Source organism: Enterobacter sp. CM29, assembly GCF_013179605.1.
Lineage (GTDB): Bacteria > Pseudomonadota > Gammaproteobacteria > Enterobacterales > Enterobacteriaceae > Enterobacter > Enterobacter intestinihominis.
In genome coordinates this window covers 13,812-35,134 of the sequence record NZ_JABMCU010000017.1, presented here as the reverse complement: position 1 = coordinate 35,134, position 21,323 = coordinate 13,812, and the positions used below count along the sequence as shown (strand labels likewise).

The following is a 21,323-nucleotide window of genomic DNA, read 5'->3' as shown; positions in this document are numbered from 1 at the left end:
AAACCACCGAAAGGTGGTTTTTTATTGCCTAATTTTCGCCATTCGCCATTCGCCATTCTTTCGCCATTCGGCTTCACCATAAAAAGAGGGCATTACTGCCCTCCGACTACCGGAACTATAGGAATTTTTCTATCATAACGTGCTGTCTGTGACGCGTTTTTATGACCAGCGATTCCCTGTTTTTCGTTAAGCGTGCCTTCCAGATCCGATATCCCTTTAGATTTGCTGCTACGAAGTTAGGTTATGGTAATAACCAGGCTGACTTAGTCTATGGCGTCGTTGATCTCTCTTTATCGGCATATGGTGCGGGCAGAAAAGTTTTGGGTCCCAGAGAGAGGTCCTGGAGTTTATTCCACGATTATATCAGAGGTTGGCAAGAGGCTTTTAAAACCGCAATGGCGCTGGATTTGACCAGTGGGAGCATTACGGGGTGGCAGATGTACCAGATAGCAAAAGAGAATTGATTATGTCTCAAGAGTTAGAATTTTCGCTTCATCCACCTGTTTGGCCTGCCGTGGCCTATTTCATTGTATCTATTGCAATTTTTCTCTTGCTTTATCTCGGCAAACTAAAAGTTAACAGGCTGCATAAATACCCGCTATTTATCGCGTATAGGGTGTTTGTAATCACTATTGCAGCCGTTCAGATAAACATCTTTGCCAATGGCTACGAGTTTGTCAGCAGCTTTTTGCATATAGATTTTGACCCCTATCGCTATGACTCGGTATATTGGGGCTCATTGTTTTTCTCCATAATTTACTTGCTGGCATTGCCCCGTAACAAGTTTTAGCATAATGAATTTTTCATTTAAGGGACGCTATGTCTTTACCGCCATTGTATGCACTGCGTGCGTTTGAAGTTGCTGCGCGGTTGAACTCCTTCAGTAAAGCCGCTGAAACGCTCAATATTACGCCGGGCGCGGTCAGCAGACATGTCCGTACCCTTGAACTGTGGTTCGACTGCGAGCTTTTCAAAAGGCAAGGTCCTCGCGTGGAGGTCACTGAAGCCGGGCGAGTGCTTGCCGGACAGCTGAACGAAAGCTTCACGAGCATTGAATGGGCCTGCCGGGCATTCCGCAGTGAAAACCATCTGCTGCGGTTAAAAACACCCAGCACCCTGACCATGAGATGGCTTCTCGACGTGCTGCGATCTTTTCGCAACAACCATCCAAAACCGCAGGTGGAGATTGCCAGCGTCTGGATGGACATTGACACCGTTGATTTCAATCTTGAGCCATACGACTGCGCCATCCTTCTCGGTAATGGCCGTTTTGGTGAGACAACGGAAAGCCAGCTGCTTTTTCATGAATGGCTTATCCCGGTTTGCACCCCATCGCTTATCGAACCGGCCCGGCAGCAGCTTTCGCAATGCGATTTGATCCATCCTTCACCGGACAGACGTGACTGGCGGCGCTGGCTGCGAAGAACAGGATTGTTTCCGGGGCTCGATATGAGCAGCGGCATGGTGTTTGATACCCTTGAACAGGGAAGTATCGCCGCGATGAACGGGCACGGCATCGCTATCGCCGACCTGCATCTCACGCTTGATGCCCTGAAAAGCGGCCTGCTGGGCCTGCCGTTCAGGGAAGCTATCGCGACGGGAGATGGTTACTACCTCGTCTGGCCAAAAAATTCGCTCAAAAGAGAGAGCATCCAGCACCTTCTGGGCTGGCTGCAAAACCATACCCCGGTCGTTCCGGCTCTGGATATCGATTACCTGGAATACGATGAAAGCCGGGTTTATTAATACCGTTATGAGTAAGAGATGTTTGCCATCTTTTTATAGCGTTCTGGCAAAGCGCTGTTCAGGCTGAGTACCTTATCCAGAATATAAAATGCTGGCGTGTTTTTCTGCTGCTCAGCGTCAATAATTGCACCGCGTAATATCGTGGCGGCAGACGAAATCCTGTGAAAATATTCTTCAGTCTCGGGCGTCTGTAATTCACCCGACGTGGCGTAGCGCACGTGCGGCCAGCCGGAGAAGTCGAGCAGCGGAAGGGGCTTTCCTGCTTCAGGATGACAGGCTGAAATCAGCGCAGCCGCTTGCTTAGGGTCGCGATGGGCAACGGACAGCATGTATACGCGCTGCGAAAACGGTGACAGAGCCTCTGAGTGATGTTTCGTCGCCATAAGCATGGCCATAAAATCCTGTAAATCATCGGCTGAATCGGTGTCAGGTGGTAATACAGTTTTCATTAACTGATATAACGCATCAAGTGTCATATTTGCCCCGGATCCTCTTATCATTATTATTCAGTTTGCGGCTGAACGTTTTATCGACCCGCGCAAAGGCGGGTCGTAAAGATGATATTTGAATGCGGTCGCATCAGAAAAACGATTAATAATGGCAATCACTGTGAGTTTTTCTCACTATAGCCTCCAGGCTTCACACGCCGCCCAGGTACGCCTTCCTCACCTCCGGATCCTTTAGCAACGCCTCGCCGCTGCCGCTTAACCGAATCTGCCCGTTAACCATCACATAGCCGCGGTCGGACAACTTCAGCGCGTGGTGGGCATTCTGCTCGACCAGAAAAATCGTCATTCCGTTACGGGCCAGTTCGCGCAGCGTCTGGAAGATCTGTTTAACCACGATTGGTGCGAGGCCGAGGCTGGGTTCATCCAGCAGCAGAAGTTTAGGACGGCTCATCAGTGCCCGGGCAATAGCCAGCATCTGCTGTTCACCGCCGGAAAGCGTCATCGCCCGCTGGTTACGCCGCTCCTTGAGGCGAGGGAAGAGGTCGAACATGCTTTGCATATCTTCAGCTGCATGCTGATTGCCGACGGGGATTGTCCCCATCAGCAGGTTCTCTTCTACAGACATATCCGGGAAAATGCGTCGTCCCTCAGGTGCCTGCGCGATGCCGCCGGTGGCAACATAGTGGGTGGATTTGTGGCTGATATCCTCGCCGCAGAAGAGGATCTGCCCGTTGCGGATCCGGGGCTGACCAAAGACAGACATCAGTAATGTTGACTTCCCCGCGCCATTAGCGCCAATCAGGGCCACGGTTTCCCCTTTGTTTACCTCAAGTGAAACCTGCTTCAACGCCTGGATCACCCCGTAAAAAACGTCCACATTATGAAATTGAAGCATCGGTGCGCTCACAGATTTACCTCGGTTTCGTCGGTGCCCAGATACGCGGCAATCACTTTTTCATTGTGCTGGATCTCAGCCGGTTTACCTCTGGCAATCACATCGCCGTGATCGAGCACAATGATGTCATCTGAAATGCCCATCACCATCCCCATATCATGCTCGATCAGCAAAACCGTGATGTCGTGGTGGTCGCGCAGGAACCGGATGATCTCGCTCAGCTTGTGCGTCTCCACCGGGTTCAGGCCGGCAGCAGGTTCATCGAGACAAATCATCTCCGGGCCGGTGCACATGGCGCGGGCGATTTCGAGGCGTCGTTGCTGGCCATAGGACATTTCCCCGGCCAGACGGTTCGCGCAATCTACCAGATCCACCACCTCCAGCCAGTAAAACGCCCGGTCCAGCGCCTCGTTCTCTGCCCGACGATACGCAGGGGTGTTCAGCACCCCCGCCAGCAGATTGCGATTGACGCGCATGTGCTGTGCCACCAGCAGGTTTTCCACAACGGACATCTCGCGGAACAGGCGGATGTTCTGAAACGTGCGCGCAAGACCCGCGCGGTTCACCAGATGCGTGCCGCCAAACATCTTATAGAACAGGCGTTGACCAAGCTGCGCCGGGCTGAGCCAGTCGCCCGGCTGGAGTTTCTGGCCGAGCACCTGAATGACATTGGTAGTTTTATTTCGTGCATTGAACAGAATGTTGCCGCCGGAGGCCCGGTAGAAACCGGTCAGGCAGTTAAAGACGGTTGTTTTTCCCGCGCCGTTAGGCCCAATGAGTGCAGTAATAGAGCCGCGCTGCACCTCAAGATTGACGTCGTTTAAGGCCTTGATCCCGCCGAAGTGCATCATCAGATGTTCTACACGCAAAATCGTTGCGTTCATGGCGCCACTCCTTTACGCACGGCAAATCCGCTGCGGTTGATGCGGATCAGACCGCGAGGACGCCAGATCATCATCACCACCATCAGCATGCCAAACAGCAGCACGCGGTATTCCGCAAAGCTGCGCAGCAGTTCCGGCGTGACGGTCAGCACAAAGGCGGCCAGTACGACGCCGACGGTGGAGCCCATCCCGCCCAGGACCACAATCGCGAGGATGAGGGCCGATTCAAAAAAGGTGAAAGAGGTGGGGTTAACAAACCCCTGCCAGGTGGCAAAAAACACCCCGGCGATACCTGCCGTCGATGCGCCCAGGGTGAAGGCCGAGAGTTTGACCAGAACGTGATTCAGCCCCATGGAACGGCAGGCAATCTCATCCTCACGGAGCGCTTCCCACGCGCGTCCAATGGGCATTCGGGTCAGCCGGTGTTTAATGTACAGCACCAGCATGACTACCAGGAACAGTACCGCATAGATGAAAATAAACTTCATGTTGGGGTTATAGGTCAGGCCGAAGAACTCGTGGAAAGGGACGCCGCCTTCTTTGGCGCGTCGGCCAAACTCCAGGCCAAAAAAGGTCGGGGCAGGGGCTGAAACGCCGTTAGGCCCGCCGGTGAAGGTAAGCCAGTTGTTCAGCACCAGACGGATGATCTCGCCAAACCCGAGCGTGACGATGGCGAGATAATCCCCGTGCATGCGCAACACCGGAAAGCCGAGCAGGGCGCCCGCGCCCGCAGCCATTAGCGCCGCCAGCGGCAGCATGCTCCAGAACCCAAGCCCCAGATACTGATACCCGAGCGCCAGTCCGTAAGCGCCGATGGCATAGAAGGCGACATAACCCAGATCCAGCAACCCTGCCAGGCCAACGACAATGTTCAGCCCAAGACCGAGCAGGACGTAGATCAGTCCGAGTATAGCGACCGTCAGAACGTATTTTGTGGCCACAAACGGGAAGCAGATCGCCAGCGTGACAATCAGCGGAATGATCCAGCGCATGCGGCTTTTATACGCCGGTGGCCGGACATACACCCCCGCATTGTCAGATTCAAACCGCGCCTGTAAACGTCTTCCGGCCGCCGTAGCTGAAAAGGCGCTCAGCAAAAAGCGTCCCACCATCACCGTGCCTACAATCCACGCCAGCCGCTGGCCGTCAAAGGTAAAGCTGTAACCATCCAGTATGACGCCCGCAATCGGGCCGAAAATAATCAGGGCGATCATTCCGGAAAAAATCGCGTCCAGAATGCAGCGCTTCAGGGAAAAGCCGTCAGAGGTCATCGCGTTGTTCCTTACACTTTAGCCACGACAGGGCGGCCCAGCAGCCCCTGAGGACGGAAGATCAGGATTAATACCAGCAATCCAAACGAGAACACGTCTTTATAATCCGAGTTCACCATCCCGGAGAATTGCGCTTCTGCGACGCCCAGAATCAGCCCGCCAAGCATCGCACCGGGCAGAGAGCCGATGCCGCCCAGCACCGCCGCCGTAAAGGCCTTGATGCCGATAACGAACCCGACGTAAAAATCAAAGGTGCCGTAATTCATGGTGATCAGCACGCCCGCCAGCCCGGCCATGGCTGCGCCGATAACAAACACCAACGAAATAATTCTGTCGGTGTTGATACCCAAAATGGAGGCCATCTTACGATCCTGCTGCACCGCACGGCACATGCGCCCTAAGCGGGTACGGTTGATAATCCAGGTCAGCACCAGCATGCCCGCGAACGAGGCGATGAGAATAAAGACTTTGGTATAGGTTATCTGGACAAACCCTTCGCCGAGGTGAAAACGCAGCACGCCATCCAGCATGGTCGGTACGCCCTGCTGCCGTGGGCCCTGGCTGAGCTGGACGTAGTTTTGCAGTATCAACGACATCCCGATGGCCGAAATCAGCGGCGCCAGACGCGTCGAATTGCGTAGCGGCTTATAGGCGATGCGCTCAATCGTCCAGCCATAAACGCCGGTGACCACGATGGTGAAAACCAGGGTTCCCAGGATCAGCAGCGGAAAGGAGTGGAGTCCAAAAAACGCCAGCAGGGCCAGGCCAATGGCCGAGAGATAGGCGGAGATCATATACACTTCGCCGTGGGCGAAATTGATCATACCGATGATGCCGTACACCATGGTGTAGCCGATGGCGATAAGACCATAGACCGAACCCAGCGTTAAGCCATTAATTAATTGTTGCAGGAAGAATGTACTCATGGTCGCGCACCTGAATAAAGGGTTACGCCGACAGTCAGACCTGCCGGCGTTGAGCAGATTCCGTCCCGTTATGGCACTTCTTTATATTTGCCTTTGTCGTCCCACTGGTAGACCACGTAGTCAGACACTTTGAGGTCACCTTTGCTGTCCCAGGCTTTTTTACCCATCACCGTGTCGACAGGGTTGGCCTTCAGCCACTCGCTGGCTTTTGCGGAATCCGTCCCTTTCGTGGCCTTGAATGCCGCTGCGATAGCCTGCACAGACGCGTAGGCGTAGAGGGTGTATCCTTCTGGTTCAAATTTACCGGCGCGGAATTTCTCGATGACGGCTTTTCCGTCCGGGATCAGGCGCGGGTCTTTACCGAAGGTCATGTAAATACCGTTGGTGTACTGCGCCCCACCGGCGGCGGTGACCATCTCTTCATTGACGATACAGTCTCCCGAGAAGAACTTCGCCTGCACGCCCTGTTCACGCATCTGGCGAACCAGCGGGCCCGCTTCCGGGTGACAGCCCCCGAAGAACACCACGTCTGGTTTTTGTGCGCCAATTTTGGTCACCAGCGCGTTAAAGTCTTTCTCCCCGCGGGACAACCCTTCGTACATCACATCCTTAACGCCGCGTTTCGCCAGCGCCGCTTTAGTGGCGTCCGCCAGCCCCTGACCGTAGGTGTCTTTATCGTGGATGATGACGACCCGTTTGGCTTTAAGCTTATCAAGAATAAAATCGCTGGCGACCTGGCCCTGCTGGTCGTCACGTCCGCACATGCGGAACATATCGCTCATGCCCCGCTCGGTAATAAGCGGGTTCGTTGAGCCGGGGGTGATGGAGAGGATCCCGGCATCGCTATAGACCTCGGAGGCGGGCATGGTCGACGAGGAGCAGAAGTGGCCGACGACCGCTTTCACTTTATCCTGATCGACTAAGCGGTTGGCGACGGCAACGGCCTGTTTGGGTTCGCAGGCGTCATCGCCCTGAACCAGTTTGATTTTCTCACCGTTGATCCCGCCAGCGGCGTTAATGTCTTCCGCCGCCTGCGTAGCGCCATGCCAGTATTGATCGCCATAGGTTGCGTTCGGGCCTGTGAACGGCCCGGCCACGCCGATCACGATATCGGCCTGTGCAGAAAAGGCCGTCACCAGACAACCGGCCAGCAACAGGGAGAGGGGAGTTTTGGTAAATTTCAGCGACATTATTATGTTCCTTAGCAAAGAGGTTTTTGCACCAGGTATAAACCCGAACGCCTGATGGCATCGTAAATCCAAAAACAAGAGCGAGAACAAAATGCACTTTAGAAGCAATCTCGTGCTTAATACGGCGAGGATCCCACGCACCGCGAAGCGCGCAGAACATTAAGCAAAAAGGTTGCCAGAATGGTTAATCCCTTGACCGGGTCACAACACGTTGAGTATAGAGCGCCGTTTTATGCGCCTTTGCGGGATGAGATGAATTTACAGCGGAGATCACATCTCCTTAACAACAAAGCCCATAAGTTGTGCAACGGTCACGATTTGCACGTTTTTGCAGCAATAAAGACCTAAACTTCAGATAGGCATGCGCGGCGATATATGTCAGGATCGTTTTTTTTATCAGGAGTATCAGCAATGGCTGAAGGCCCATTAAATGAAAGCGAGATGGCGTGGCTGGAAGAGACATTAATCTCTTACGGACACGACGATGCATCCGTGATTGACGTGTCCGAACTGGACGGCATGCTTACCGCAGTACTTTCCGGTCCCGTTGTGGTGGAGCCCGACACCTGGCTGGTGGCGGTATGGGGTGGCGAGAAGTATATTCCGCGCTGGAAAAACGATCGTGAGATGAACCGTTTTATCGATCTCTGCTTTAAGCACATGAACGATATTGCCGAGCGCCTGAGCGAATACCCGGATCAGTTTGAACCGCTGTTTGGCTATAACGACGTTGACGGTCAGAGCTATACCGTAGTGGAAGAGTGGTGCTATGGCTACATGCGCGGCGTGGCGCTGACGGACTGGTCATCCCTGCCGGAAGCGCTGGAAGCGGATCTGGCGGTGATTGCCCTGCACGGAACGGAAGAGCACAGCGAGAAGCTGGAAGCGCTGACCGAAGAGGAGTATATGGCCAGCATCGAGAGCATTCAGCCTGCGGCGCTGCGTTTGTACAACTACTGGGTGGCTAATCCGCAGCAGCCGGAAGCGAAAAAGCCGATCGTGAACGGGTCGAAGGTGGGACGTAACGATCCGTGTCCGTGCGGGAGCGGTAAGAAGTTTAAGAGTTGCTGTCTGCACTGAAAAAAGGGGCTATTCATAGCCCCTTTTTTTATCCCACTTCCGGCAGCATCCCCGCTGCAATCAAAATCTGCACCAGAATAATCACCACCCCACAACCAAACACCACGCACAGCAGCGGCTTACCACCCGCCACGCGGTATCCTTGCTGCGGATGTTGCTGGCGGCTCTTCCACGCCAGCAGGGAAGGCAGCAGCAGGGCCAGTACCGATAACGCCACGCCAGCATATCCTAGCGCCATCACAAACCCGCGCGGATAAAAGAGCGCGAAGGCCAGCGGCGGCAGGAAGGTCATCGCCCCCGTCTGTAAGCGTCCGGCAACGGTATTGCGACGCTGGAACAGATCCGCCATATAGTCAAACAGGCCAAGCGCTACGCCGAGGAAGGAGGTTGCCAGCGCCAGGTCTGCAAACAGATGTACCGCCAGCTCCACGTGTGAAGAGGCCACCACGTTACGCAGGGCAACCAGGAATCCATTCAGACCAGAATGCTCTGCCATCAGGCCGATAAAGGTGGTGGAATCAATACTGCCCAGCGTCACCAGCTGCCAGAACAGGTAAGCAATCAACGGAATGGCGCTGCCGATCACAAAGACGCGGCGCAGCTTGCGAATATCCCCGTTCATATAGCTCACGATGCTCGGCACGCTGCCATGAAAACCGAAAGAGGTGAAAATCACCGGGATGGCCGAAAGCGCCAGACCTTTCTCCAGCGGGAGGGAGAGCAGGTTAACCTTGTGCACATGCGGTGCCAGCAGCACCAGCATCACAACAAGGAAGAGAATTTTGGCGCTGAACAAAAAACGGTTAAACAGATCGACCAGCGACGTGCCCGCACAAACCACACCGCCACCGATCAGCGTAAAGACAATGGCGCCTGTTTCCGGTGAAAGCGACGCACCGAAGCCGTCATTGATACTTGACGCAATTAGCTCCCCGGCGCCGCTGATGTAGGCGGCGGTCAGCGCGTACATCAGGAACATCATGCTGAAACCGGTGATCCACTGCCCGTAGCGTCCAAGATAGCGTGCAGCCAGGGAGCCTAAGCCGGTATCGGCAGGGACATGTTGATAAACCTCCAGCAATAATAGCGCGGTGTAACACATCAGGGCCCAAAGACCGCCCAGCAGCACTACGGTAACCCCAAACCCGACGCCGGCGGCAGCCAACGGCATGGCCAACATTCCTGCGCCAATTGTCGTTCCGGCGACGATAAAAATACTTCCCAGAGTTCTGTTCTTCACGCTTGCCTCTACAACGCTTCCATACCGCGACTCATTCTGCGGCGCAGAGTAAGGGAAAAGCACCATCTCGTCAAATCACCGTTACATAGGGTGTAATGATTAATTTACAAAAAGAAAGGGGGAACCTGCGCCAGCGCAAAGCGTGTCGTGGAGGGAGCATTTAGTCTGCTTTTTATTTGCGAGAGGTAATGATGTCAATTCACGGACACGACGTGCTGAATATGATGATTGAGTCAGGTGAGCGTTATACGAAGGAGAGTCTGGTTGAGGCGATACATGCCCGCTTTGGCGAAGCGGCGCGTTTCCATACCTGTTCAGCTTCGGAAATGACAGCCGCGGAGCTGGTGGCGTTTCTGGCGGCGCGCGGAAAATTCATTCCGGCAGCAGACGGATTTTCCACGCACGAAAGTAAAATTTGCCGACATTGAATAAAGCGGTGCTGAAAACTCAGCACCGCTTTTCTATTAATTCTGCGTGTCGAGCGTCGACAGCTCTTTATCAATGAAGTACAGACCTTCCCCGGATTTACCTGCCAGAGATAATTTATCCAGCACGGATTTAAACAGCTTCTCTTCTTCGTGCTGTTCAGCCACATACCACTGAAGGAAATTAAAGGTTGGATAATCCTGACTGGTCATGGCGGCATGAGCCAATTCATTTATTTTCTGGGTGATCAGCTGTTCGTGCTCATAGGTGGCACGGAACAGTTCATCAAGAGAGCCGTACTCGGCGAAAGGCGATACCACGTTATCAATGCGCGGCAGGCTGCCGGTGTCCGTCAGGTAATCAAACAGACGCTGCATGTGCGTCATCTCTTCCTGGGCATGACGACGCAGGAAGGCGGCAGCCCCTTCAAAGCTGTGATAGCTGCACCAGGCGCTCATCTGCTGATAAAGCAGGGAAGAAAATAGCTCAAGATTCATTTGCGCATTGAGCTTGTCGATCATTTCAGTTTTTAACATGGTGCAGCTCCGGTTTATTAATTCTGGTTCACGATGAGCGACACTATAATTTGTTATTTAATTATTTGCAAAAAGTAAAATAAATATTTATTTATTAAAAATACGAATGGGAATAAAACGCATTGCCGCCATTTGTATTTATTAATGAGAATTGTTTTTGTTCTTATTAAATAAACTGCCAGCGTGACTGGCAGTCGCGGTTAATACCACGGATTCTGGCTGGAAGAGGTAACGGCATATCCCTGACATTTATACTGAATGGTCACACTTTCGTTCAGACAGAGTGAACCGCTGATCAGGGTGCAGGTTTTAATCGGCTGCCCGTAGGCTGACGCGGAGGCGTAGCCCATACGTTGGCAGGCCTTTGTTGCCGTACCGTTATTAACATAGTCATCAGACCAGGCGTTTTGCAGCATGGTCTGGCCATAGTCGAGGCGCACAATTCCGTTTGGGGCATCCGTACTACTGACTTCTGCCTGACGGTTGATGCTGCACCCGGCGAGCAACAGGATCGTTCCGGCTATGATTACACGTTTCATGTTTCACTCTGCGTGACGGGAAATACGCCATTGTAACCAACGCGACGGGACACAATGGCCGGAATAGCCGGAGGATCTGCCCTTTCACTCTACAACGAGCCGGGCCACCGCGCGAAATTGTGAGCGCATCTTTGTTTTTTAAAACAAGTTTTCACTTAATTTGAAAGTGCGTTTGTTTGATAGTAAGGTTATGTTGAAAAGGTAGCCACAGCGGGATCGCCCGCCATGCATTCAGGAGAGACAAGATGAAAATTGCACTGATGATGGAAAACAGCCAGGCCGCTAAGAATCCCATCATCCTTAATGAGCTGAAAGCCGTTGCTGATGAGAAAGGTTTCCCGGTCTATAACGTCGGTATGAGTGATGAGAACGATCATCATCTCACTTATATTCACCTGGGCATCATGGCGAGCATTCTGCTTAACGCAAAAGCCGTTGATTTTGTTGTCACCGGCTGCGGTACCGGGCAGGGCGCGTTAATGTCCCTGAACATCCATCCGGGTGTGATTTGCGGTTACTGCATCGATCCTGCGGATGCTTTCCTGTTCGCGCAAATCAACAACGGTAACGCGCTTTCTCTGCCGTTTGCGAAGGGCTTCGGCTGGGGGGCAGAACTGAACGTACGCTTTATCTTTGAGAAAGCGTTTACCGGACGCAATGGCGAAGGCTATCCACCAGAGCGTAAGGAGCCGCAGGTGCGTAACGCCGGTATTCTGAACCAGGTGAAAGCGGCGGTGGTAAAAGAAAACTATCTGGATACCCTGCGTGCAATCGATCCTGAGCTGGTTAAAACCGCCGTCTCAGGCCAGCGCTTCCAGCAGTGCTTCTTCGAGAACTGCCAGGACAAAGAGATCGAAGCCTTCGTACGCGGTATTGTTGGCTGATTTCCTTTGCCGGGCGGTGCGTTGCCGCCCGGCACAGAGCCTTACTTTTTCGATGATACCGTGCTGCCTGCATTTTTGGTCAGACGCAGCGTGTCAACCATTCCCACCAGGCAGATCAGCGCGATCGCCACAAATGCCAGCCGGAAGCTCATTCCCGGCATGCCGGCAATCCCCATCGTCTCACTGACTTTTTCCCCGATACGAATACCAATTGCCCCGAGCGTGATCCCAAGTCCCACGGCAAGCTGCGTTGCGGTTGAAAACAGCGTATTGGCATAGCTCATCTGCGCAGAGGGTACATCCGCAAAGGCCAGCGTACTGATGGCTGTAAACTGGATCGAACGAAAAACGCCACCCAGATAGAGGATCAGCATGACGAGCCACACAGGAGTCTGCGGCGTAAGAAAGGCGCAGGCCAGCAGCGCCAGGACATTCAGTGAACCGTTAATCAGCAACAGCCGCTTAAACCCCAGGCTGCGGATCAGGGGCGTCGTCGCCGGTTTAATGGTGAGATTGCCTACGAAAACGGCCAGCACCAGCAGGCCAGAATGGAACGCGTCCATGCCAAAGCCGACCTGGAACATCAGCGGTAACAGGAACGGAACCGCGCTGATGGAGGCGCGAAACAGCGATCCGCCGTACAGGGTGACGCGAAACGTCGGCACTTGCATCGCATCGAGCCTGATCATCGGCCAGGTTGCCCGCTTAAAGTGGCGAAGCGCCAGGCTCAACGCGACGACACCGACGATAAACAGCGTGGCAGTTAATTCTATCCGCAGAGGCTCTGCGCCCATCAACTCCATCGCATAAACCAGGCTCACCATGGCAAGGGTGGTGACCACAAAACCCGGTAAATCAAACGGTCGGCGCGTATCTTCATGCAGGTCTGGAATGATTCGCAGTGCCAGCAAAATGGCGATTATCCCCAGCGGCACGTTAATAAAGAAGATCCAGCGCCAGTCGGCATAGCTTGTAATGAACCCGCCCAGCGGCGGGCCGATGATCGGCGCGACCAGCGCAGGCCACGTCAGGGTGGCGATTGCCGTGATGAGCTGATGCTTTGGCGTTGTACGTAACACGGCCAGGCGACCCACAGGCACCATCAGCGCGCCACCCATGCCCTGGAAGACGCGCATTGCGACAAACTCCTCGAGCGTGGTGGACAGGCCGCAAAATACCGAGGCCAGCGTGAAGATCGCCAGCGCGAGGGCAAATATTTTTCGCGCGCCGAAACGGTCGGCGATCCAGCCGCTGGCGGGGATCAGCACGGCAAGGGTGATCAGGTAGGCGCTGATGCCGATATTCAGATCCACGGCCTGTATGCCAAAGCTTTTTGCCATATCCGGCAATGCGGTGGCGATCACCGTCCCGTCCAGAAACTCCATAAAGAAAGCACCGGCCACCAGCAGTGCCGCAGGCGATAATCCATGGCTCTCTTTGCCGGATACGTTTTCACTCATTCTCTTCCTGCCCGCTCAAAAAATTTTATAAAAATTTACTGGAATTTATAAGTCTGTAACCTGCGGATTTATCATGCCTTTTTTTAACAAACTGGCAGCACTGAGGGTTTATTAACCGTGATGCAGGTCACAAAATGGTTGATTTTTGTGATGGCGGTCATATTATAAGCGTATTGATAATAACACCTGCATAACACGTTACTGGAGCAACATAATGAAACTGCGCAAAATCCTGAAAAGCATGTGGGCTAACTACTGCACAACGTTTAAAGACGTCCCACCGGGTGCGATGTTCTGATAAAAAAACCTGCTTCGGCAGGTTTTTTTATGTCTGCGGACGACGAGAGGGAGATGGAAGGGCGTCTGTTTTGCTACTATGGCGGCCTTTGAATAAGGAGAACCCCATGTCACAAAACCTGAGCGCCGATCAGGAACTGGTATCTGACGTCGTCGCCTGCCAGCTGGTTATCAAACAAATCCTTGATGTGATTGACGTTATCGCGCCGGTTGAGGTACGCGAAAAGATGTCGACCCAGCTAAAAAACATCGATTTCACCAATCATCCTGCTGCGGCGGACCCGGTTACGCTCCGCGCGATCCAGAAAGCGATCGCGCTGATTGAACTGCGCTTCACGCCGCAGGGTGAGTCACATTAAAATAAACCGATGTTTTAAAATTAGAAACCGTTTTCTGATTTTACGTCGAAGGGCGACAGAGTCTGTCGCCCACAGAAGGCTCAAAAGAACGTCTGCACCAGCAGATAGCTCACCACGCAGGCACAGCTGACGCCAATCAGACCCGGCAGAATAAAGCTGTGGTTGATGATGAATTTACCGATGCGGGTGGTGCCGGAGCGATCGAATCCAATACAGGCCAGATCGCTCGGATAGGTGGGCAGCACAAAGTAGCCGTAGGAGGCCGGGAAGAAGGCCACCAGCATTTTCGGATCGATGCCTAACATCAACCCCATCGGGGCGACTGCGGTTAAGGCCGCGGCCTGGCTGTTGACCAGTTTCGACACCAGAAACAACACGATGGCATACGTCCAGGGATGACTCTTCACTACCCCCTCCAGTGCCATTTTCAGTTCGTCGAGATGCGCCTGGAAAAAGGTATCGCTCATCCATGCCACGCCAAACACCGAGAAGATGGCGACCATCCCCGCCTTAAATACCGCTCCGTTTGAAATGGCCGACGCATTAACCTTACAGGTCATCAGCATGATGGCCCCGGCAATAAGCATCATCATTTGAATGACAAGGTTCATCGACAGGGCCGTCATTTTGCCTTTGATCTCAAACGCCGGACGCAACTCGGGCAACGCACCCAGCAGGACCACAACCGCAATCCCGGCGAAGAAGATCCACGTTGACCAGTAGGCCTGTTTAGGGAAACGCTGATCCATCAACGTCTCCGTTCCCCCATAGATAAACTCACGCTGTTTCGGATCTTTCAGCTTTTCCTGAAATTCAGGATCGTCTGCGAGGTTTTTCCCCCGGCGCAGGCTCCACAGTGCCGCAATGGCGACGCCAGACAGTGAGGCCGGTACGGAAACGGCGAGGATTTCGAGGATCCCCCACGCGTGGCCGATACCGTGCTGCGCACCCAGAATTGAGACCAGCGAAACGACGGCCACGGAAACGGGGGAGGCGGTGATCGCCATCTGTGAGGCCACCGAGGCCACCGCCATCGGCCGTTCCGGGCGAATGCCTTTTTTCAGGGCGATATCCGCGATAATGGGAAACATAGTGTAGACGACGTGGCCGGTCCCGCAGAGAAAGGTCAACATCCAGGTGGTAAACGGCGCGAGAAGGGTGATGTGCTGGGGATGTTTTCGCAGCAGGCGCTCTGCGAATTGCATCATCACGTTCAGGCCACCGGCGGTCTGTAGTGTTGCCGCGCAGCCGATGACGGCGAGGATCGTGAGCATCACGTCAACCGGCGGTTTACCGGGTTGCAGACCAAAGACAAAACTCAAAATAAACAGGCCGATGCCGCTTATCAGCCCCAGGCCCATCCCGCCGAAGCGGGTACCTACCAGCAGGCAGAGGATAATGACAATAAACTCAATGGTGATCATGATGCTCCCTCGTTAATGAATGTAATTAAACAAATCATTACACGATGTGTGGTTATTCATTGGGAGCAAGATCTGATTTGTTAAATGTCAGCAAAAGCAGGGAGTTGGCACCCACTCCCTGACGGGAGCGGGTGAAGGGACTTAGTGGTGTTGCACGGTAGCTATGTCGAGAAGATGGCGGTCCGTCTGCTCCAGACAGATCCCCGCGCGTTTCGCGTTGCGGATTTCGTCTGCGAGCGTTTTCAGCAGCATGCCATCCTGCTGCTGCTCTCTGTCCATATCACGTAAAAACTTGAGGGTAATGATGTCCTGTTGCGCTTTGGCTTCATCGGCCAGCTTGTTCAGCTTTGTACAGCGTTGCTCATACTCTTCAAGCGTTTTCTGGAACAGTTCCTCCAGAGAGGAGTAATTATCTTCAATCGTTTCAAGCTCTTTGACTGTGGGATTGGCGCCGATGGCTTTCAAAAAGTTAAAGACACGCATCATGTGCGTGACGTTACTTTGCGCCTGAGTACGAAAGAAGGTGGCAGTGCCGTTGAGGCTTTTTCTGGAACACCAGGCGCTCAAATGCAGATGCAGATTTGAAGCATAAAACTCCAGGTTCATCTGGGCATTCAGTTTTTGCATCATCGTTTGGGTAGTCATACTCATATCCTTATTGACTGTGGGACTTGATGTCCGCTACTAAACCTGACCCGGCAGGTACTGACGATTGAATAACAGAAAAAGATTTCTGCAAGGTAAACAAACTCGAAAATTCACGTCCTGTGTTCGATTTAAATAAGCATACGCTTCTCTTGGAATTAAGAAAACTCTTAGTTGGGCTGTGTTTACCATACATTACAAATTTAAATATAGCGCAGAACAGAAAACAGGTGGCGAGATAAAATATTTTTTATCTATATGATTTTAATGATATTAAAATCAGTTCTTCCCATTTTTATCGTTTCAGGAAACCTTCTGTGGCGGGAAATTCTGTGAAAGTGTTAAATCAGAAATAATAACTGCAAATATATCCTGCTGTAGCAAATTTGAGCTAAATCAATTTTCCCGCAATATACGGTTCTGTGATCGCGTCGTAAGATTGTTATCTAACAAATCTGGAAAATGAAACGATGTTTTATATCTTTTCACTTGTAGGGGTTTATGATGACAAAAGTTGCGGTGCTGCTGGCACCTGGTTTTGAAGAAGCAGAAGCGATTATCACAGTTGATATCCTGCGTCGCTTGCAGATTGAGGTGGAAACGCTGGCCTGCGCGGAGTCCCGTGCGGTAGTGAGTTACCACAATATCCCCATGGTGGCTGACAGTACATTAACGGAACGTATTAATAGGCTGTATGACGCGGTCGTGTTACCCGGTGGGCCGCAGGGGAGTATCAATCTTGCGGCTAACCAGGAGGTGATCCGCTTTGTTTCCGCGCATGACGAGCACGGCAAACTCATCTGCCCGATCTGCTCTGCGGCTGCGCGGGTGCTGGGCGCAAACGGGCTACTGAAGGGGCGGCGCTACGTCTGTTCCGGCGATCTTTGGCAGACCGTTGATGATGGAGTATATGTGGATGCGCCGGTGGTGGAGGATAACAACCTCATCAGCGGCAAGGGGCTGGGGCACGCTTTTGACTTTGCGCTGACGCTCTCTGCGCGTCTGTTGGGCGACGATGCCCCCGTGCGCGATCATGCTGAACACATCTATTACCGCTGGTAAATTTTCTGCCGGACGCTAAGGCGTCCGGGTTACAGGGATTTCTTAGCTGACCTTATGGATAATCCTGCTTAACTCCTTTCCATTTGTAGGACAATTACGTCCTTTTTTATGTCATTTTTCGCTGAATTTATGTACGCAATTACTGTAATTCTGCGGTGTGATGTCGCTCTCTTATGGATGATTAATTTCCCGCTAAAACTATCACCAGCAATAACGCTTATGACGAGGTAAGCGCTAATGCCTTGTTTTAAGTCCGATTAAATAAATTGTTCGCCATTATTCCCTACAGATAAGAATGCTAAAGCTGGAGTTTACCATGCACAAATTTACTAAAGCGCTGGCGGCCATCGGCCTGGCTGCCGTTATGTCACAATCCGCTATCGCTGAAAATTTAAAGCTCGGTTTTCTGGTTAAACAGCCGGAAGAACCGTGGTTCCAGACCGAATGGAAATTTGCTGATAAAGCCGGAAAAGATTTGGGATTTGAGGTAATTAAAATCGCCGTACCTGACGGCGAGAAAACGCTTAACGCCATTGATAGCCTGGCGGCGAGCGGCGCGAAAGGTTTCGTTATCTGTACGCCGGATCCAAAGCTGGGTTCAGCGATTGCCGCGAAAGCGCGCGGTTATGACATGAAAGTGATTGCGGTGGACGATCAGTTCGTGAATGCCAAAGGCAAACCGATGGATACCGTTCCGCTGGTGATGATGGCGGCCACCAAAATCGGCGAGCGTCAGGGCCAGGAGCTCTATAAAGAGATGCAAAAACGCGGCTGGGATGTAAAAGAGACCGCCGTGATGGCGATTACCGCTGACGAGCTGGATACCGCCCGTCGTCGCACCACGGGCTCCATGGACGCGCTAAAAGCGGCTGGCTTCCCGGAAAAACAAATCTACAAAGTCCCGACCAAATCCAACGATATCCCGGGCGCCTTTGATGCGGCGAACTCTATGCTCGTCCAGCATCCGGAGGTGAAACACTGGCTGGTGGTGGGGATGAACGATAACACCGTGCTGGGCGGCGTGCGTGCAACGGAAGGCCAGGGTTTTAAAGCACCGGACATTATTGGGATCGGCATCAACGGCGTGGACGCCGTGAGCGAACTGTCTAAAGCGCAGGCGACCGGCTTCTACGGCTCTCTGCTGCCAAGCCCGGATGTCCACGGCTATAAATCCAGCGAAATGCTTTACAACTGGGTGACCAAGGGGGTTGAGCCGCCGAAATTCACCGAAGTAACCGATGTGGTGCTGATCACCCGCGATAATTTCAAAGAGGAGCTGGCGAAAAAAGGACTGGGCGGTAAGTAATACGCTGTGATTGCGCCCCTCACACGCCGTGAGGGGCCTGACGTACACACTACAGGAATCACGGAGTCGTTATGCAACAGTCTGATCCGTATCTCTCTTTCCGCAGCATCGGTAAAACATTCCCCGGCGTAAACGCGCTGACCGATATCAGCTTCGACTGCTATGCCGGCCAGGTTCATGCCCTGATGGGGGAGAACGGCGCGGGAAAATCCACGCTGCTAAAAATTCTCAGCGGCAACTACACGCCCACCACCGGCACGCTGGCCATTCGCGGCGAAGAGGTGGCCTTTGCCGATACCACGGCAGCGTTAAACGCGGGCGTCGCCATCATCTATCAGGAGCTGCATCTCATTCCTGAAATGACCGTGGCGGAGAACATCTACCTGGGCCAGCTTCCGCATAAAAGCGGCGTGGTCAACCGCTCGCTGCTCAACTATGAAGCGGGCTTGCAGCTCAGGCACCTTGGGCTGGATGTCGATCCGCAAACGCCCCTTAAGTATCTCTCCATCGGCCAGTGGCAGATGGTGGAAATTGCCAAAGCGCTGGCGCGTAACGCCAAGATCATCGCTTTTGACGAGCCAACCAGCTCGCTCTCGGCGCGTGAAATTGAAAACCTCTTTCGCGTGATCCGCGAGCTGCGCAAAGAGGGCCGCATCATTCTGTACGTCTCCCACCGTATGGAAGAGATTTTTGCCTTAAGCGATGCCATTACCGTGTTTAAGGATGGCCGCTACGTGCGCACCTTCACCGATATGCAGCAGGTCAATCATGACCAGCTGGTGCAGGCGATGGTCGGGCGCGATCTCGGGGATATTTACCACTGGAAGCCGCGCGAGTACGGCCCTGAGCGTCTGCGTCTGGATAGCGTTAAAGCCCCAGGCGTGCGCACACCTATTTCACTCTCGGTGCGCAGCGGCGAAATCGTCGGGCTGTTTGGCCTTGTCGGGGCAGGGCGCAGCGAGCTGATGAAAGGGCTGTTTGGCGGTACGCGCATTACCCAGGGCCAGGTCTTCGTCGACGGGAAAAAGGTCGATATACAGAAGCCTGCGCAGGCGATTAACGCGGGCATCATGCTCTGTCCGGAGGATCGAAAGGCCGAAGGCATTATTCCAGTGCACTCGGTGCGCGACAACATCAACATCTCTGCCCGGCGCAAGTTCATCCGCGCGGGATGTCTGATTAACGACGGCTGGGAGGCGAGCAACGCTGATCACCATATCCGTTCGCTGAACATCAAAACTCCCGGGGCTGAACAGCTGATCATGAATTTGTCCGGCGGCAACCAGCAAAAAGCCATTCTGGGGCGCTGGCTGTCGGAAGACATGAAGGTCATTTTGCTGGATGAACCAACGCGCGGTATCGACGTGGGGGCGAAACACGAAATCTATAACGTCATCTATGAGCTGGCAAAACGCGGCGTGGCGGTGCTGTTCGCCTCCAGCGATCTGCCCGAGGTGCTGGGCGTCGCCGACCGCATTGTAGTGATGCGTGAAGGCGAAATTGCCGGTGAATTGCTGCATGAACAGGCGAATGAACAACAGGCGTTGAGTCTCGCCATGCCTAAAGTTAGCCAGGCTGTCGCCTGAGTAAGGAGTCAATGATGTCCTCTGTTACTACATCCGGAGCGCCGAAGTCGGCTTTCAGTTTTGGCCGCATCTGGGACCAGTACGGCATGTTGGTGGTTTTTGCCGCCCTGTTCGTTGCGTGCGCGATTTTTGTGCCAAACTTCGCGACCTTCATCAACATGAAGGGGCTGGGGCTGGCCATCTCCATGTCCGGCATGGTGGCCTGCGGAATGCTATTCTGCCTGGCCTCCGGCGATTTTGACCTGTCGGTCGCCTCGGTGATTGCCTGTGCCGGGGTCACCACTGCCGTGGTGATCAATATGACCGAAAGCCTGTGGATCGGCGTGCTGGCGGGGCTGATGCTCGGCGTGCTGAGCGGTCTGGTGAACGGCTTTGTGATTGCGCGCCTGAAGATTAACGCCCTGATCACGACGCTTGCGACCATGCAAATCGTGCGCGGTCTGGCCTATATCATCTCCGACGGTAAGGCGGTGGGGATTGAAGACGAGCGCTTCTTTACGCTGGGCTATGCCAACTGGCTGGGCTTGCCTGCGCCTATCTGGCTGACGGTAGCCTGTCTGATCCTGTTTGGTTTCCTGCTTAACCGCACCACCTTTGGTCGTAATACCCTGGCGATTGGCGGGAACGAGGAAGCGGCGCGTCTGGCGGGTGTCCCGGTCGTACGGACCAAGATCATTATCTTTGTGCTTTCCGGGCTGGTGTCGGCAGCGGCGGGGATTATTCTGGCGTCGCGTATGACCAGCGGCCAGCCAATGACCTCTATCGGTTATGAGCTGATTGTCATTTCAGCCTGCGTATTGGGGGGCGTATCCCTCAAGGGCGGCATCGGAAAAATCTCATATGTGGTGGCGGGGATCCTGATTCTGGGGACCGTGGAGAACGCCATGAACCTGCTTAATATTTCTCCGTTCTCTCAGTACGTTGTACGCGGCCTGATCCTGCTGGCAGCAGTGATCTTCGACCGTTACAAGCAAAAAGCTAAGCGTACCGTCTGATTTATTTTTAGCCACTTATCTGCTCAACTATTAACCATAGTTGACCCACTGACCGGCCCGCCAGTTATGCTGACGGGCCCGTTGCTAAATGGCGAGCGCCGTCACACTGTCTATACTTACATG

General features: G+C 53.5%; 24 protein-coding genes and 1 pseudogene. 12 read left to right on the top strand and 13 right to left on the bottom strand.

The window, feature by feature from the left end:
* Window positions 1-92 precede the first annotated feature (92 nt).
* Window positions 93-224 (bottom strand): annotated as a pseudogene (locus tag HP459_RS23475) (integrase); the annotation flags it as partial.
* Here HP459_RS23475 and HP459_RS04110 point away from each other — a divergent pair.
* From HP459_RS04110 to HP459_RS04100, 3 genes are read left to right on the top strand one after another with little or no spacing between them, the layout of a single operon-like run.
* Window positions 162-464 (top strand): DUF4225 domain-containing protein, encoded by a 303-nt coding sequence (locus HP459_RS04110; protein ID WP_225303286.1) that lies wholly within the window; start codon window positions 162-164, stop codon window positions 462-464. The pseudogene HP459_RS23475 and the gene HP459_RS04110 overlap by 63 nt on opposite strands.
* Window positions 465-466: 2 nt before the next feature.
* Entirely contained in the window at window positions 467-790 is a 324-nt protein-coding gene (locus tag HP459_RS04105; protein WP_045308587.1) for a hypothetical protein, read from the top strand.
* Between the two features lie 29 nt (window positions 791-819).
* Entirely contained in the window at window positions 820-1,746 is a 927-nt protein-coding gene (locus HP459_RS04100; protein ID WP_032624025.1) for a LysR substrate-binding domain-containing protein, read from the top strand.
* Window positions 1,747-1,751: 5 nt separating this feature from the next.
* On the opposite strand, the gene HP459_RS04095 is transcribed toward HP459_RS04100, so the two are convergent.
* The 6 genes from HP459_RS04095 to HP459_RS04070 all read right to left on the bottom strand — a co-directional run bounded on the left by HP459_RS04095 (window position 1,752) and on the right by HP459_RS04070 (window position 7,361).
* Window positions 1,752-2,222, bottom strand: coding sequence for a hypothetical protein (locus HP459_RS04095; RefSeq protein ID WP_023306510.1), 471 nt, complete (start codon window positions 2,220-2,222; stop codon window positions 1,752-1,754).
* Between the two features lie 163 nt (window positions 2,223-2,385).
* A complete protein-coding gene (locus HP459_RS04090) occupies window positions 2,386-3,102 on the bottom strand; it encodes an ABC transporter ATP-binding protein (RefSeq protein WP_032622411.1) in 717 nt (238 codons plus the stop codon).
* On the bottom strand, window positions 3,099-3,974 hold the full coding sequence (locus tag HP459_RS04085) for an ATP-binding cassette domain-containing protein (RefSeq protein WP_023300474.1): 876 nt from the start codon (window positions 3,972-3,974) through the stop codon (window positions 3,099-3,101). The genes HP459_RS04090 and HP459_RS04085 overlap by 4 nt, the downstream gene beginning before the upstream one ends.
* The gene (livM, locus tag HP459_RS04080) at window positions 3,971-5,245 is read right to left on the bottom strand and encodes a high-affinity branched-chain amino acid ABC transporter permease LivM (protein WP_023300473.1); all 1,275 of its coding nucleotides are present in this window, start codon (window positions 5,243-5,245) and stop codon (window positions 3,971-3,973) included. The genes HP459_RS04085 and livM overlap by 4 nt, the downstream gene beginning before the upstream one ends.
* Window positions 5,246-5,256: 11 nt before the next feature.
* Window positions 5,257-6,171 carry a branched-chain amino acid ABC transporter permease gene (locus tag HP459_RS04075; protein WP_003859667.1) on the bottom strand — a complete coding sequence of 305 codons (915 nt, stop codon included), beginning with the start codon at window positions 6,169-6,171 and terminating at the stop codon, window positions 5,257-5,259.
* Window positions 6,172-6,239: 68 nt separating this feature from the next.
* The gene (locus HP459_RS04070) at window positions 6,240-7,361 is read right to left on the bottom strand and encodes a branched-chain amino acid ABC transporter substrate-binding protein (RefSeq protein ID WP_046619377.1); all 1,122 of its coding nucleotides are present in this window, start codon (window positions 7,359-7,361) and stop codon (window positions 6,240-6,242) included.
* 411 nt (window positions 7,362-7,772) lie between these two features.
* Here HP459_RS04070 and HP459_RS04065 point away from each other — a divergent pair, with 411 nt between their 5' ends.
* Window positions 7,773-8,441 (top strand): YecA family protein, encoded by a 669-nt coding sequence (locus HP459_RS04065; protein WP_038416285.1) that lies wholly within the window; start codon window positions 7,773-7,775, stop codon window positions 8,439-8,441.
* Window positions 8,442-8,469: 28 nt separating this feature from the next.
* Here HP459_RS04065 and tyrP read toward each other — a convergent pair whose 3' ends face one another.
* Window positions 8,470-9,681: a tyrosine transporter TyrP gene (gene tyrP, locus HP459_RS04060; RefSeq protein ID WP_032622450.1), complete on the bottom strand. Its 1,212-nt coding sequence runs from the start codon at window positions 9,679-9,681 to the stop codon at window positions 8,470-8,472.
* Between the two features lie 188 nt (window positions 9,682-9,869).
* Here tyrP and HP459_RS04055 point away from each other — a divergent pair, with 188 nt between their 5' ends.
* Window positions 9,870-10,109, top strand: coding sequence for a YecH family metal-binding protein (locus HP459_RS04055; RefSeq protein ID WP_032622412.1), 240 nt, complete (start codon window positions 9,870-9,872; stop codon window positions 10,107-10,109).
* Between the two features lie 36 nt (window positions 10,110-10,145).
* Here HP459_RS04055 and ftnA read toward each other — a convergent pair whose 3' ends face one another.
* Window positions 10,146-10,643, bottom strand: coding sequence for a non-heme ferritin (gene ftnA / locus HP459_RS04050; protein ID WP_022648525.1), 498 nt, complete (start codon window positions 10,641-10,643; stop codon window positions 10,146-10,148).
* A gap of 200 nt (window positions 10,644-10,843) precedes the next feature.
* A complete protein-coding gene (yecR, locus tag HP459_RS04045; protein ID WP_022648524.1) occupies window positions 10,844-11,182 on the bottom strand; it encodes a YecR family lipoprotein in 339 nt (112 codons plus the stop codon).
* Between the two features lie 245 nt (window positions 11,183-11,427).
* On the opposite strand from yecR, the gene HP459_RS04040 reads away from it, so the two are divergent.
* Window positions 11,428-12,066 (top strand): RpiB/LacA/LacB family sugar-phosphate isomerase, encoded by a 639-nt coding sequence (locus HP459_RS04040; RefSeq protein ID WP_003859680.1) that lies wholly within the window; start codon window positions 11,428-11,430, stop codon window positions 12,064-12,066.
* 41 nt (window positions 12,067-12,107) lie between these two features.
* Here HP459_RS04040 and HP459_RS04035 read toward each other — a convergent pair whose 3' ends face one another.
* The gene (locus HP459_RS04035; protein ID WP_154849258.1) at window positions 12,108-13,526 is read right to left on the bottom strand and encodes an MFS transporter; all 1,419 of its coding nucleotides are present in this window, start codon (window positions 13,524-13,526) and stop codon (window positions 12,108-12,110) included.
* A gap of 214 nt (window positions 13,527-13,740) precedes the next feature.
* On the opposite strand from HP459_RS04035, the gene azuC reads away from it, so the two are divergent.
* Both azuC and HP459_RS04025 read left to right on the top strand, forming a co-directional pair.
* On the top strand, window positions 13,741-13,824 hold the full coding sequence (azuC, locus tag HP459_RS04030) for a stress response protein AzuC (protein WP_003859682.1): 84 nt from the start codon (window positions 13,741-13,743) through the stop codon (window positions 13,822-13,824).
* Between the two features lie 106 nt (window positions 13,825-13,930).
* Window positions 13,931-14,182 (top strand): DUF2766 family protein, encoded by a 252-nt coding sequence (locus HP459_RS04025; protein WP_003859683.1) that lies wholly within the window; start codon window positions 13,931-13,933, stop codon window positions 14,180-14,182.
* An 80-nt stretch (window positions 14,183-14,262) separates the two neighbouring features.
* On the opposite strand, the gene HP459_RS04020 is transcribed toward HP459_RS04025, so the two are convergent.
* Complete coding sequence (locus HP459_RS04020; protein WP_022648521.1) at window positions 14,263-15,606, bottom strand: anaerobic C4-dicarboxylate transporter; 1,344 nt, start codon at window positions 15,604-15,606, stop codon at window positions 14,263-14,265.
* A 141-nt stretch (window positions 15,607-15,747) separates the two neighbouring features.
* Window positions 15,748-16,251, bottom strand: coding sequence for a non-heme ferritin-like protein (locus HP459_RS04015; RefSeq protein WP_022648520.1), 504 nt, complete (start codon window positions 16,249-16,251; stop codon window positions 15,748-15,750).
* Between the two features lie 504 nt (window positions 16,252-16,755).
* Between HP459_RS04015 and HP459_RS04010 the strand changes: the two genes are divergently transcribed.
* The 4 genes from HP459_RS04010 (at window position 16,756) to araH (ending at window position 21,200) form a co-directional block, all read left to right on the top strand.
* Window positions 16,756-17,313 carry a DJ-1/PfpI family protein gene (locus HP459_RS04010; RefSeq protein WP_048966695.1) on the top strand — a complete coding sequence of 186 codons (558 nt, stop codon included), beginning with the start codon at window positions 16,756-16,758 and terminating at the stop codon, window positions 17,311-17,313.
* Between the two features lie 316 nt (window positions 17,314-17,629).
* Window positions 17,630-18,619 (top strand): arabinose ABC transporter substrate-binding protein AraF, encoded by a 990-nt coding sequence (gene araF, locus HP459_RS04005; protein WP_023300466.1) that lies wholly within the window; start codon window positions 17,630-17,632, stop codon window positions 18,617-18,619.
* A 71-nt stretch (window positions 18,620-18,690) separates the two neighbouring features.
* A complete protein-coding gene (gene araG, locus HP459_RS04000) occupies window positions 18,691-20,205 on the top strand; it encodes an L-arabinose ABC transporter ATP-binding protein AraG (protein ID WP_171935957.1) in 1,515 nt (504 codons plus the stop codon).
* 14 nt (window positions 20,206-20,219) lie between these two features.
* Window positions 20,220-21,200, top strand: a complete 981-nt coding sequence (araH, locus tag HP459_RS03995; protein WP_022648516.1) for an arabinose ABC transporter permease AraH — start codon at window positions 20,220-20,222, stop codon at window positions 21,198-21,200.
* Window positions 21,201-21,323 lie beyond the last annotated feature (123 nt).